Source organism: Acidisarcina sp. (assembly GCA_035539175.1).
Classification (GTDB): Bacteria; Acidobacteriota; Terriglobia; order Terriglobales; family Acidobacteriaceae; genus JANXZS01.
The window spans coordinates 137,462-150,230 of the sequence record DATLIY010000008.1 but is presented as its reverse complement, the minus strand read 5'-3'; the positions used below and the strand labels follow the sequence as shown (position 1 = coordinate 150,230).

General features: G+C 56.3%; 11 protein-coding genes and 1 tRNA gene. 9 read left to right on the top strand and 3 right to left on the bottom strand.

Annotated features, from left to right (window positions below; genetic code table 11):
* The first annotated feature begins 28 nt into the window (after positions 1-28).
* From VM554_08790 to VM554_08755, 8 genes are all read left to right on the top strand, one after another.
* Positions 29-322, top strand: coding sequence for a GYD domain-containing protein (locus VM554_08790; protein HVJ08468.1), 294 nt, complete (start codon positions 29-31; stop codon positions 320-322).
* A gap of 328 nt (positions 323-650) precedes the next feature.
* On the top strand, positions 651-2,060 hold the full coding sequence (locus VM554_08785) for a sigma-54 dependent transcriptional regulator (protein HVJ08467.1): 1,410 nt from the start codon (positions 651-653) through the stop codon (positions 2,058-2,060).
* Positions 2,061-2,349: 289 nt separating this feature from the next.
* On the top strand, positions 2,350-3,609 hold the full coding sequence (locus tag VM554_08780) for a hypothetical protein (GenBank protein HVJ08466.1): 1,260 nt from the start codon (positions 2,350-2,352) through the stop codon (positions 3,607-3,609).
* A 109-nt stretch (positions 3,610-3,718) separates the two neighbouring features.
* A complete protein-coding gene (locus VM554_08775) occupies positions 3,719-4,948 on the top strand; it encodes an FAD/NAD(P)-binding oxidoreductase (GenBank protein HVJ08465.1) in 1,230 nt (409 codons plus the stop codon).
* Positions 4,945-5,643 carry a DUF1641 domain-containing protein gene (locus tag VM554_08770; protein HVJ08464.1) on the top strand — a complete coding sequence of 233 codons (699 nt, stop codon included), beginning with the start codon at positions 4,945-4,947 and terminating at the stop codon, positions 5,641-5,643. The genes VM554_08775 and VM554_08770 overlap by 4 nt, the downstream gene beginning before the upstream one ends.
* 3 nt (positions 5,644-5,646) lie before the next feature.
* Positions 5,647-5,964 carry a TusE/DsrC/DsvC family sulfur relay protein gene (locus tag VM554_08765; GenBank protein HVJ08463.1) on the top strand — a complete coding sequence of 106 codons (318 nt, stop codon included), beginning with the start codon at positions 5,647-5,649 and terminating at the stop codon, positions 5,962-5,964.
* A 16-nt stretch (positions 5,965-5,980) separates the two neighbouring features.
* Entirely contained in the window at positions 5,981-6,505 is a 525-nt protein-coding gene (locus VM554_08760) for a DsrE/DsrF/DrsH-like family protein (protein HVJ08462.1), read from the top strand.
* A 221-nt stretch (positions 6,506-6,726) separates the two neighbouring features.
* Positions 6,727-6,816 (top strand) — tRNA-Ser (locus VM554_08755).
* 270 nt (positions 6,817-7,086) lie between these two features.
* Here VM554_08755 and VM554_08750 read toward each other — a convergent pair.
* Positions 7,087-8,724 (bottom strand): TylF/MycF family methyltransferase, encoded by a 1,638-nt coding sequence (locus VM554_08750; GenBank protein ID HVJ08461.1) that lies wholly within the window; start codon positions 8,722-8,724, stop codon positions 7,087-7,089.
* On the bottom strand, positions 8,709-10,079 hold the full coding sequence (locus VM554_08745) for a glycosyltransferase (protein ID HVJ08460.1): 1,371 nt from the start codon (positions 10,077-10,079) through the stop codon (positions 8,709-8,711). Before VM554_08745 ends, VM554_08750 begins: the two co-directional genes overlap by 16 nt.
* Positions 10,080-10,264: 185 nt before the next feature.
* On the opposite strand from VM554_08745, the gene VM554_08740 reads away from it, so the two are divergent.
* The gene (locus VM554_08740) at positions 10,265-11,551 is read left to right on the top strand and encodes an alkaline phosphatase family protein (protein ID HVJ08459.1); all 1,287 of its coding nucleotides are present in this window, start codon (positions 10,265-10,267) and stop codon (positions 11,549-11,551) included.
* A gap of 150 nt (positions 11,552-11,701) precedes the next feature.
* Here VM554_08740 and VM554_08735 read toward each other — a convergent pair whose 3' ends face one another.
* Positions 11,702-12,736: a YncE family protein gene (locus tag VM554_08735; GenBank protein HVJ08458.1), complete on the bottom strand. Its 1,035-nt coding sequence runs from the start codon at positions 12,734-12,736 to the stop codon at positions 11,702-11,704.
* Positions 12,737-12,769: the final 33 nt, after the last annotated feature.

Genomic DNA, 12,769 nt, shown 5'->3' with positions numbered 1-12,769 from the left:
GCATATACTTCCCGGCGGAGGGAATCCCATGCCCACGTATATTGCACTGGCCAAATGGACAGCAACGGGCCTGCAGCAGCTTAAGGATAGCCCCAAACGCCTCGATGCCGGCAGAAAGGCATTTGCGGACGCCGGGGTGAAGTTGAAAGAGTTCTATATGCTGATGGGGCAATATGACATGTTGCTCGTCATTGAGGCTCCCGATGACGCGGCTCTGGCCAAAGCTGCACTCACACTCGCCTCACAAGGCAGGATCCAAACCGAGACACTTCGCGCCTTTACCGAGGACGAATACAGAAAGATCTTTTCCGGCATTGCCTGAGTCGCTCCTCCCATCGGGGTCGCGTATCACCCAGGCATGTTGGTGACGTCGCCGACCCCATCGTCTTTCCCCTATACGCCTCCCTGTATTTCATCCGGGAAGGGGCATGGGAGTCTATTGCCCAGGTTTGGTGTGAGCTGGGACACACGTCGAACACTATCCAGGCTTTTATTCAGAATTGGGGGACAAAAATAATCTCGTTATCTGTAACGCTCTCCGCTCAGGGGTATTTATTCGACTTAAGCCCCGGGAATAGGCTGCCCCTGGTAAACACCTGCAATCCGGTTTACGAGGGCGGTTGCAAAGCAAGGAATAGGAGCGTTCGTTCATGGACTCTGGCGCCAGGTTACGCTGTCTTCCCTCTGTCGATCCCTCGTTAGATGAGACTACCCAGATTGCATTGCAGGGCGTGACGCGCGCTCTCGCATCTGTGGGGAGAGCCTTTGTCTGCATGGATGCGGATTTCCGGATTGTTCATGCCTCGTATCTGCTGGATACGCTGCTGGGGAGCGGAACCTCCTCTGCTCTGCGCGGGCGCGGGATTGAAGAGCTGCTGGGGGTGGATCTTCTGGGGCCGGGCGGGCCGCTGCGCGAGGCGCTGCAGGATGGCCATAAGCGCGAAGGTTGGCGTGCTACTCTGCAATTTGGGTCCTGTGCGCCGTACCTGGTCTCGATTACCGTCGCTCCTGTGGCCCCGGATGCCACAAGTATCTGCGATCCACGGATGAAATATCTGGCGCTGCTTCGGCCTGCGGAAGAAGAGGAGATGTGCCCGGACGGCCCTACTTTCTACTCTGGCGCTATTGCCTGCTCTCCGGCGATGCAACGCATCTTCCGGCTGGTGGAGAACCTGGAGCAGAGCGAAGCCGCGGTGCTGATTAGCGGCGAAAGCGGCACCGGAAAGGAAGTGGTAGCCCGCGCCATTCACCAGCACTCGCAGCGATGCAGCGGACCCTTTGTTGCCGTGAACTGCGGCGCAATTCCCGCCGATCTCCTTGAGGCGGAGCTGTTCGGCCATGTCCGTGGAGCCTTTACCGGAGCAGTACGGGACCGCGTCGGCCGCTTCGAACTGGCCTCGCAGGGAACGCTCTTTCTCGATGAGATCGGCGATCTGCCCACTCTGCTGCAGGTTAAGTTGTTGCGCGTGCTGCAGGAGCGCCAATATGAGCGCGTCGGCGAGAGTGTCGCCAGATCTACGCGCGCGCGCATCATTGCCGCCACCAATGTGGATCTTCCGTCTGCCCTGCGTCAGGGGCGTCTGCGCGAAGACCTCTACTATCGACTGTGTGTTGTTCCCATCGAAGTGCCGCCGCTGCGGCAGCGAAGAGAGGATATTCCTCCGCTGGCGGTTCACCTGCTCAGCCGGGTCACTTCGCAGCATGGGTTGATACGTCGCCTGTCGCCGCAGGCAACGCGCCTGCTGCTGGACTATTCCTGGCCGGGCAATGTGCGCGAATTGGCCAACGTCATGGAGTATGCCGTGGCGGTTTCGAGGATCGAGACAATCCTGCCGGAAGATCTGCCCCAAGAGATACGCGACCCTTCAACCCAGCATCCGCGAGCCGCCGAGCGCCCCTCCGCGGCTGAATCTCGCGAGCCGCAGCACCTTTCTCCGGAGTCGGAGCACCTGGTCGCCACTCTGGATGCTCACCACTGGCGTCGCGCGGATGCCGCAAAGGCTCTTGGGCTCAGCCGCTCCACGCTCTGGCGCAAGATGCGCGAGCTGCGTCTGGAGTAGCGCCTGATACATTTCGTTTCCCTGGTGAGACGCGACGTTGCAACACAATGTTGCACTGCGCTTGCATCTTGCATGTAACTTATTCATTCCATGGGATATTAACCATGGAACGCAACGTGCCATCTCCTGCAGTAGAGATCACAACCCAGTATCGGCGGATTTCAAAAGATAAGGCAGCCGTACGGGCGTTCTCACCTGAGGAGTTATGGACGGAATGAATTGGATTGGGCGAAAGCTCTTTAGAAATTTGCTGCTTGTTTCGTTGCCATTTTTGGGGGCGTCTTGCCTGATGGCGACAGACGGTCACTTCCTGCATGGTGCGGGGCCTGTGAACGAGGCAATGGGTGGCGCGGATACGGGAATCTGTCTGGATGCAACTGGCTCGATCGCGTGGAACCCGGCTTGCACCTCCCGCTTTCAGGGCATGCGGTTGGAGTTCCACGCCACCGGCTTCTTTCCCTGGAGAGACCTCTCCAGCAGCGTCAATGCAGGTGCATTCGGTCCGGGAGTTCCGGCGATGACGCTGCAAGGAACCACGCGGAGCCATCGGGATGCCTCCATGATGCCGGGGCTGGCCCTCATCTACCACCCGCAGTCAAGCCGAAATGCGTATCACTTCGCGATGATCGCGGTCAGTGGCTTCGGTGTGCACTACGACGCGAACACGAATTTCTCCAATCCCATCCTTACCGCTCAGCCACCAAACGGTTTTGGCTTCGGCAAGATTCGTTCCAACTACGTGTTGTTGGAGGTGCCGATTGGAATGTCACGCACCATCACCAACAAGCTCTCCGCGGGAATATCGATCGCGCCCGCATTCTCCATGCTTAAGGTGATTCCGGCTCCGTTTGCCGCTCCGGTCACGGCCGGCAGCGTGATGCCCTATTACTTGTCGGCCTCCAGCAACGCGAAGTCTTTCGGGGTCGGTGCCGCGGCGGGCCTGCAATATCAGATCAACAATGTCGTCAGCGTCGGTTTGGCCTATCACTCACCCGTATGGTTCCAGGAGTTCCACTGGAAGAGCCCAGACCTGACGGGGGCCATGCACACCCTGAAGTTCCAGATGGACCTGCCGCAGTTCGTTACGATGGGAGTCGGCATCTCCCCGGCGAAGGGAACCCGCATCGGCGTGGACGCGCGCTGGTTCAATTACCACAGTGCTTCCGGCTTTGACGAGGCCGGATTCGATCCCGATGACGCAGTGGCCGGCTTTGGGTGGAACAACATCTGGGTGGTTGGCGGCGGAGTGCAGCAGAACGTGACCTCCACCACCAAGGTGATCGGCGGATACAACTACTCGCAAAACCCGATCCCCTCGAAGTACTCCTTTGTGAATACCCCGGCCCCAGCCATTGTGCAGCATCACATCTCCGGCGGAATCGTGCAGTCCTTGCACGGCGGCTGGGATTTGAATGTCACCTACTATCACGCCTTCCGCAATTCGTTGACGGGGCAATGGCTTTCCGTGCGGGGGCCAGTGCCGGGAACCTCGGTTACCAACCGGATGTCGGAAAACTCGATCACTGTGGGATTGGCGCGAAGCTTCTAGCGTGCATGCGCGGGGCGGAAAGAATATATCTCCGCCCTGTAACAGCATCGCGCCGGTTGTCTTTATTCGAATAGCAAACTTAACAGCAAACGCGGAACAAGGAGACTTTATGCGGCATCTGCTGATTCTCGGTGGTGGCACCGGCGGCACCATTATGGCGAACAAGCTGGCGTCTGTACTCGATGAGCAGGAGTGGCAGATCACCATCGTGGACAGCACCGAAACGCACTATTACCAGCCGGGCTTTCTCTTCGTTCCCTTTGGCACCTACCAACTGCGGGATACTGTGAAGCCCCGCCGCCAGTACCTGCCTGCGGGAGTGAAGCTGGTGATCTCCGGTATCGATCATATCGAGCCGGACAAGAATACGGTGATTCTCGAGGATCACTCCATTCTCAAGTACGACTATCTGATCCTTGCTACCGGAGCGGATATTCATCCCGAGCAGACCGAAGGCCTGTTGGATGACGAGTGGGGCAGAAGCAAGTTTGACTTTTATACTCCGAAGGGCACCGAACGGCTGGGCCAGTTCCTGAAGGGATGGCAGGGCGGCAAGCTCGTGCTGAACTTTACCGAGATGCCCATCAAGTGTCCGGTGGCTCCGCTGGAATTTCTCTTTCTCGCCGATGCGTACTTTACCGAACGAGGCATGCGCGACAAGGTGGATCTGCACCTCGTAACGCCACTCTCCGGCGCGTTCACCAAGCCGAAGGCCTCGCAGGTCCTGGGAGACTTTCTGGAGCGGAAGAAGATTTCGGTGACTCCCGACTTTGGCCTGGCGCGGGTGGACAGCGTAGAAAAGAAGATTGTTTCCTGGGACGACACCGAGGTGAGCTATGACCTGCTCGTCTCGATTCCGACTAACATGGGCGACGCCTGCATCGAGCGTAGCGGCCTCGGTAACGAGCTGAACTTTATTCCCACGGATAAGGAAACGCTGCTGGCCGAGGGATTGGAGAATGTCTTTGTTCTGGGAGATGCCACCAACCTTCCCAGCTCCAAGGCCGGCTCGGTGGTTCACTTCCAGGCGGATGTTCTCTGCGAGAACTTTGTCGAACGCGCCGAGGGACGCCCGATGCCCGCGCGCTTCGATGGTCACACCAACTGCTTTATAGAGTCGGGCTTCGGTAAGGGGCTTCTGATCGACTTCAACTATAAGACGGAGCCGCTCCCGGGAGAATTTCCGCTTCCTGGCGCTGGCCCATTCACATTACTCGGCGAAAGCAGCATCAACCACTACGGCAAGCTCATGTTCCGCTGGGTCTATTGGAATATGCTGCTTCGCGGTGTCGAACTGCCGATAGGCTCCGCCATGTCCATGGCGGGAAAGCGAGCATGACGATGTCAGCCATCACTGCCGAAGATCGTATTGCCGGAATCGAGAGCCGGCTCGACTTCATCGTGGAAGAGTTGGGCCACATGAAGCGCGTAAGAAACGAAGCCGAAGACCTGATGGCGGATCTGACGCTTGTAGCCAGAGACGCGTTTGGAGAAGCGACCACTGCCTGCGAAAGCATGAACCTTCGTCCGCAGGAAATTGTCCATCTCTTCAAAGCCGCTCTGCGCGATGCAAATCTGCTGACTGCAGCATTGCAGCAACTGGAGAGCGCGGCGGACCTTATCCAGGATATGCAGCCCATCGCTCGCGACCTCTACCAGCAGGCGGTGACGGGATGCGGCACGCTGCAGGAGAAGGGCTACTTTGGTGTGGTGCAAACGGGGATGAGGATCGGAGACGCGCTGGTGAAGGCGCACTCCGCCGAAGATCTCAAGCAGATGGAGGCAAGCGTTCCGCAATTCGTCGGCTTCCTCCGCGAGTTGACGAGGCCGGACGCTCTTCAGGCGCTCGAGGCCATTCTCCACGGCTTTGCGAAAGTGCAGGCGACAATGGACATTCACAAATCGCTCTTCAAGATTGTGCGCGATCTGAACTCGCCGGATGCCCGGCGCGGGATCGCCATCCTCGTTGAGTTTCTCAAGGTAGTGGGATCAAGCAACACCGGCTCAGCCGGAGCATCGACCTCAGAAAGGTGAATCATGGGAACAATGACTATAGCTGGAAAAGCACTTGCTCTGGACGCTGACGGCCACCTTGCCAACCGTAGCGACTGGAACGAGGACATCGCACGGGAGATAGCGGCTCAAGAAGGAATTTCTCAGCTGACGCCTCAGCACTGGGCGGTCATCCACTACATGCGCAACGTCTTCGAAAAGGAAGGAGACGCGCCATCGATCCGCCGCCTGACCAAGGAGAGCGGAGTGGACACCAAGTCGCTCTATCAACTCTTTCCCAAGGGCCCTGCAAAGCGCGCGGCCAAAATCGCAGGGCTTCCAAAACCTAAAGGTTGCATTTAAAAGGAGAGCAGGCACCATGGCAGAGACAGCATCAGTTCAACCTATACAGAGCGCGGACGCTGCGAAAACAGATGCGCCCGAGCCTATACAACGAGTGTCGATCATTATCTCGCGGGGATCGCTGGAGGGCGTCTATCCTGGACTGATCATGGCGAACGGCGCGCGCATGGAAGGGATTGAAGCATCGATCTTCTTCACCTTCTTCGGGCTCGACGCGATCGTTAAGAAGCGGATGAACGACCTCAAAGTAGCGACCGTGGGAAACCCCGGCATGCACATTCCGACGCTGCTGGGCGCACTGCCGGGTATGTCCTCCTTCGCAACGTCGATGATGAAAAAGGAGATGGAAAAGATCGACATTCCCCCGGTCGGCGAGTTCCTGACCATGATCCACGACTCGGGTGGTGAGATTTACGCCTGCCGCGCGACGGTGGACATGTTCCACCTGAAGCGCGAAGACTTCTGCCCCGAGGTCGACGATGTGATCTCCGTAGGTCAGTTCTATGAGAAGGCGGCGGGCGCGCAGATCATCTTCACCTAGTAGAGGCTAGAGAGCTGGCAGGCTGCATCGGTTATGGGGGTGCCGTCTGCCGGACGGCAGCTGTACCGGATGGTCCAGCTGCTGGGTCTACCTGCCGGTATAGTTGCTGGCCTAGCGCTGGTGGAGGTGGAACAGGGCGGGGGCCGGGATGCCAGGCGCGTCAGGATGCCGCGGATTCGCAGCCGGGTTCGGTGCTGATAAACTAATGCCACGTCTCACGCGGAGGGATGTGTGAGCGGTTGAAACAGGCGGTCTTGAAAACCGCTTAGCCCGAAAGGGCTACGGGGGTTCGAATCCCTCTCCCTCCGCCACTAAGGCTCCCGCCCCCGGCACTATCCAACTTCAAAAAGAACCAGCGAAAACGGGAGATTCGTTGGTTTCCCGTTTTCTATAGACATGGAAAGCGTCCTCTTTTCTGAGGGCAGCTTCGTTCCCGCCAGATTCTCTGGTGCAGAACCCTGGCAAGAATCGTGATCCGTGCCCCCCACTCGCAGAGAACTTTTCCCCCTACATCCGAGCTGCTCCAGGAAGCTTCGCTTTCCGTGTCCATGCGGACTTAGTTCAACGGTCGAATGACTGCCTTAGAGACAGTTCGTTGCTGGTTCGACTCCAGTAGCTTGCTCCAGCTTAGCGTGGCTGTTCTTTTGCCAGAACACACCTAATCCGTCGATATTCATCATTGGATCCGAGATCCCCCGGCTGGCTCGAAACTCGAGAATGGCCTTTTGGCAGCCGGCTACCGCTCCGAAATCATCCACGATGACAAATCCCCCGATCGAAACCTTGTCATACAGGCTGACCAGGGCATCCATCGTCGATGAATACATGTCTCCATCGAGCCGTAGGACCGCCAGTTCACGAATTGGCGCATTGGGTAACGTATCGCAGAACCATCCTTGAAGAAACTGAACCTGCTCGTCTAGTAGTTCATATTTCGCGAAGTTGGCCTTTACGTCTTCGATAGATACGGCCAGCTCTTTGAATGTGTGGTGTATGTCTCCCGTATCCGCCTCAACACCAGCTTTCGGCTGGGGAAGACCGCAAAAGGAATCAGCGACCCAGACTCGACGGTCATAAACACCGTAGGCCTTTAGAACGGCACGCATCATAATGCAAGCGCCGCCGCGCCATACCCCAGTCTCAATCAGATCCCCTGGAATCTGTTCTTCAATCACGCGCTCAACGATCTTCCGCAGATTCGTCATGCGTGCGTTGCCGATCATGCTGTGAGCTTGCGATGGCCAGTCCCGACCTAGCTCCCTCAACTGTTCATTGAACAGATGAGGCGACCAGCGGTCCTGGTTTGGATCTTCGTAGATGATGTTGATGAGGCACTTCTGGACGATATCGAGGTACAGTGTGCGAAGTTGGTCCACTCCAATGGCTTCCTGCTTTGCTGGTAGCGCCTGGCTCAGGATGCGGGCAGCATTTCTCTGTGAAAAGACGGCAAAGCCTTTTGCTTCTAGCGATAATCGTTTTGCGTCATCCCGCAATAATGCCAGGCAGCCCTCGACAATCGCGTCGTATTCGAATACAGCTACGCCAGAACGAATCGCGCCGATATCAGGCGAGTCCTCAGTCACAACCGCTTTTGAGTTTGCGAGCAGGTAAGACACGCGAACGATCTCAAACAGTTTTGCCTCATAGCAGTGCAGGTTGAGTACGAGTTTTGATCGAGCGATGAGCGAGTCGCGTTCCTTGCCGTACACGCCAAAAACCGCATGAACGCGAACACCAGCAGCCTCAAGCTGGCGCAGGACCGTCAGTCGATGCTCATTGATGGAGCCATAAAACAGGACATCGATATCCTGTTCGGAGGCGGAAGTGATTCTGCGCAATTCGGGAGCGTATCCGATCTCGACCAGCTTCGGAAGAAATCTACATGTGCGTTCGCTCCATCGCGCAATATTGATCGGGCTGTAGTCCCAGATTTGGTAGTGCTCGGCAAGGCGGTAATATGCATCCGACAAATGTGTTGATCCGAGCTGTTCCAGGTTGTAAACGATTGTTCCTGGGGGAAGCGCAAGCATGTCTCGCTCACTAAGCAGATCTGCTCCCAAGACAATATTTGTGACCTGAGGGTCAACCGTATTTTCTAGAATTGCGCTCTGGTGACCAAGACTTCGCAGGCTGTACATCATAGTCTCTGCCACCTCATGGAAGGCGTCACTATGCACATACCCCTTAGGGCGAATGATTGAGATTAGGACATCAGCCATGGTCTCGGCTCCTGGTTTGTTTGAGGGGATTGCATCCTTCGCAGTAGTTCCGATTCCGGGAAAAGCCTCATGCCGACTTCGAGTGCATGATTGACACGATCCATCCGATTTACCCTGATGTTCAGGGCTATGGAGCGGGCAACAATTTTTTCGCTTACGAAGTGGTTCAGAGAGTTGTCGGCGGCATCTGCAGCTTCTACATCACGCCCCAACAGCACCAGCGCCTTGACCAGCCGTTCATGCTGCGGCAGACTAGCAGGAAAGTCCACCATGGATGCACGCATCTTTCTAATGCCGGCGCGGTGCATGCCAAGCCGCACCTCGGTATATCCGAGCTTGCTCTCTAACTGTCCATCCCATCCAGTAGCACGGTAATTCGGATTTCTGCGTGCCATCTTCAGAGCTGAGGCGTACGCGGCCCGTGCTTCCTTCAGCCTGCCTAGATTGTGCAGAGCGTCGCCGCTATATTCCAGCTTCAGGATTCCTTCATCTCCCGTGTCTTTCAGATGACGAACAGCGTCTAGCACATTTTGCGGTTGGTCCTTCTCTAAACAGATCTGAGCCAGGCTTATCCAGGGGTCGGCTTTAGGGTAGTTCAGTTCGGTGGCTTTCAGATAGCACTGTAAAGCCTCGTCTGTTTGCTGGAAGTAGACTTGGTGAGTGGTGCCGAGCTGCAGCCAAAGCCTCGCGTCATTCGGGTCCTCTTCTAATGCGAGCCGCAGGATGTCGCGGTACTTTTCCTGTTTTTCGAGTTGCGGCTTTGTTTGTGCTAAATGACCGAAATGGTGGATGATGAGGCGGGTGTGAGTGAGGGTCCTATGTGCTGCTAGAAGCTGCAGTTCTACGCCCTCATGGATACGGCCAGTGAAATACAGTTGCGGGTGCTTTCTAAAGAGTCGGCACAGAGGATTATCCAAATAGGATTTAGCCTTAAGTTCAGCTGCGCGCTTCGACTCCCCTTTGAATTCAAGGGAAACGCTCCCCAGGGAGTGCTGGAAGCGATCTTTCATGTAGTTCCGCTGAAGCAGCGCAAAGCCGCCGACCCCCGCGTCGCAATTCAAAAGTTTTGGAATTTCGGAAATGGCTTCAGCCGAGAGTTCCTCATCGGCATCGAGTACCAGAATCCAATCCGTCGTGAGGTGCTTTAGCGATTCATTACGGGCATTCGCATAGTGATTGCTCCAGGCGTACTCAACAACCATGGCACCGAATTCCTGGGCAATTGTTCGTGTGTCGTCCGTCGACCCAGTGTCCACGATAACGATTTGATCGACTATAGGGCGGGCGCTGGCCAGACAATGGCGTAAGTCGTCACCGCCGTTTTTTACGATCATCGAGAGGCCAACAGTAGGCATTCTTCCCTCCGTTCCGTGAAAGGACGCATGTCGATGGCCACAACATTCGCATTGTTGCTAAGAAATTCTTAACTCTGCTGTAACGCAACCGAAATAATCCACCAATAGGGTCCAAGCAGCCGGGTCTGCGCGTGCGAAGGAGTTCAGAAGAGCTCGGCACTTCTTTCCCCGAAAGGAATACCCGTATGAAGAAAATGGCGGCAGCAATCGGTCTGGTCGCAACGGCACTGGCGGGCACAGTGTTCGCACAGGAGGGCCCCGTCCCTCAAGGTGTACCGCACCTTGACCACGTCTTTGTCATCATGATGGAGAACCACGGATTCAGCCAGATTGTCGGCAATCCGAACGCACCCTTCCTGAACAGCTATGCAAAAAAGGCAAACGCTGCGACGAATTACTTCGCTATTGGTCATCCTAGCCTGACGAATTATCTGGAGACCGTTGGCGGTTCGAATTTTGGCGTGCAGACGGACAACAATCCCGATTGGGGCAGCACCTCCTGCACCACGAATCTTGCGTCGGGAATCCCTGCAACCGACAATCCGTCGTCGCCCGCGATTTGCCCCATCTCTGGAAGCGGAACGGATGCGGCCACACCGGCAATCGACTTCACCAATGAGACGCAAGGGCTTCCGGGAACGATCAACATCGATGGCACGCAGTCCATTCCAGCGGATAAATACATCGTCGGAAAGACGATTGCAGATCAGCTTGTAGCTGCCGGCCTGAGTTGGAAGAGCTATCAGGAAAACCTGCCGCTGATGGGCGCTTATAAGGTGAACGTGAGCGATGGCGCGTTTACCAATCTCACGAACTTCAGCAAGATCACGCCCACGCTGAATCCTCCGCTGACGTCGAGCAGCCTGGTCTCTCTGTATGCCGTCAAGCACAATCCCTTCGCATACTTCAGGGCTGTGCAGGCGGGGGACGATCCGCAATTGAGCTTGAATCAGGTCGTTGACTTTGACGGAGCGCGCGGACTCTATGCCGATCTCGGTAGCGGCAAAGTGCCCACCTATTCGTTCATCGCGCCGAACCAGTGCAACGATCAGCATGGGCGCGGCAACGCTGGAGCATTCTGCAATTATGATCCCACCAGCGATGGCACCCAGGCTGGCCTGAATCCTGCGCTGATCTATCGTGGCGACGTCACGGTGCAGAAGCTGGTGCATGCGATCCATACTTCCCCAGCCTGGAAGCAGGGGAGGAACGCGATCGTCGTGCTTTGGGATGAGAATGACTACAGCCTCGCTCCAAATACCAATCAAGTACTGTTGATCGTCGACACCAACTATGGCGTGCGTGGAATGCAGAGTGGCAAACGCTACAATCACTTTTCGCTGCTGAAGTCGATTGAGTCTGGCCTGAATCTGCCTTGCCTGAACCACGCCTGCGATGACCAGGTCAACGTAATGTCTGACCTGTTTGCAAAGCAGAACGGCGGCGATACAGAAGTTGGCGACGAGCAGTAGCCGAATCTATCCCGCTCCGTCATCCTCTCGTCGAGGATGGAGCAATCGTGGTAAGTACCGCAGCCGCTTGCTGTGTACCAACATTTCCTGTTGGCTCACAGCAAGCGGCTCTTTCATTTGTGGTGTGCTTAAGGAAAAACCACGCAAGCGCTACTGCAGATCGGCCGGCTTCATGATGCGCAGCAGCGGATGCCCATCGATGTTCTCCAGCGGAAAGTAGACCAGGTGAGTCCTGGGATCCACGCTCACAGTGTGAGCGTGCGGCATAGAGAACTGGCCCAGCGATTTCAGGCTTTGGCCATCCTCCTGAAACACGGTGACAGTGCCTGACTCAGCAGAGACATAAAGCCGCTTTAATCCTGGATCAAAGGCGAGTACATCCGGATCTTCGCCGACCTGGTAGGTCGAGAGCACCTTCATTGTGTCGAGGCTTACCACGGCAAGGGAGTGATTCTCCTCTCCTGCGACGAACGCGAGATGCTTCGCTATATCCAGTGCAATGCCATGGGGGTTCTTGATCCCAGCAAGCGGATACTCCCCGATTATTTTTGCAGATGCTGGATCGATGACGGCGAGTTCGTTCACACCGTGGACTGCAACCAGGATGTGTCCAGAATTCGGATCGTAAATCGTATTCCCCGCACCGCCGCGAAGCGGAATACTTGTCAGCAATGTATTGTTGGTCGCGTCGATTACGGCATCGGTATTGCCACGCTCATCGGAGACAAATACCCGCTTTGCCTGGGGCGCGTAGGCCAATCCATCGGGGTAGGTTATCGGTCCAACTTTGGCGAGAGTCTTCAGAGTCTTGCTATCGACCACTGCCACGGAATGCTCTCCGGTTACGGAAGCATAGACCCGTGTCAGCTCAGGAACCGCCCATACTCCGTGGACACGCTTGAACCCGTCTAGGTTTGCAACGACCTCCCGCTTTGCCAAATCGAACACGACCATTTGATCTGCATTCATGTGCGAGATGTAGAGCCGGCCGCTCTGCAGGTCCAGGCTTTGATAGTCGAAACGAACTGCAGGTCCCGGCATGGCGATGTCGGTCACTTTCTTGAGTATCGGTGCGGGTTCAGCCTCGCCGGGTTTTTGCTGGGAGCAGGCAATGGAGGGGATCAGTAATAGGCTCACAGCCATATGGCTGGCGATGTTGCGCAAACTTCGATAATTCGATCTCATGAGAATCCTCACTCGCATTGGGATGGCTACACC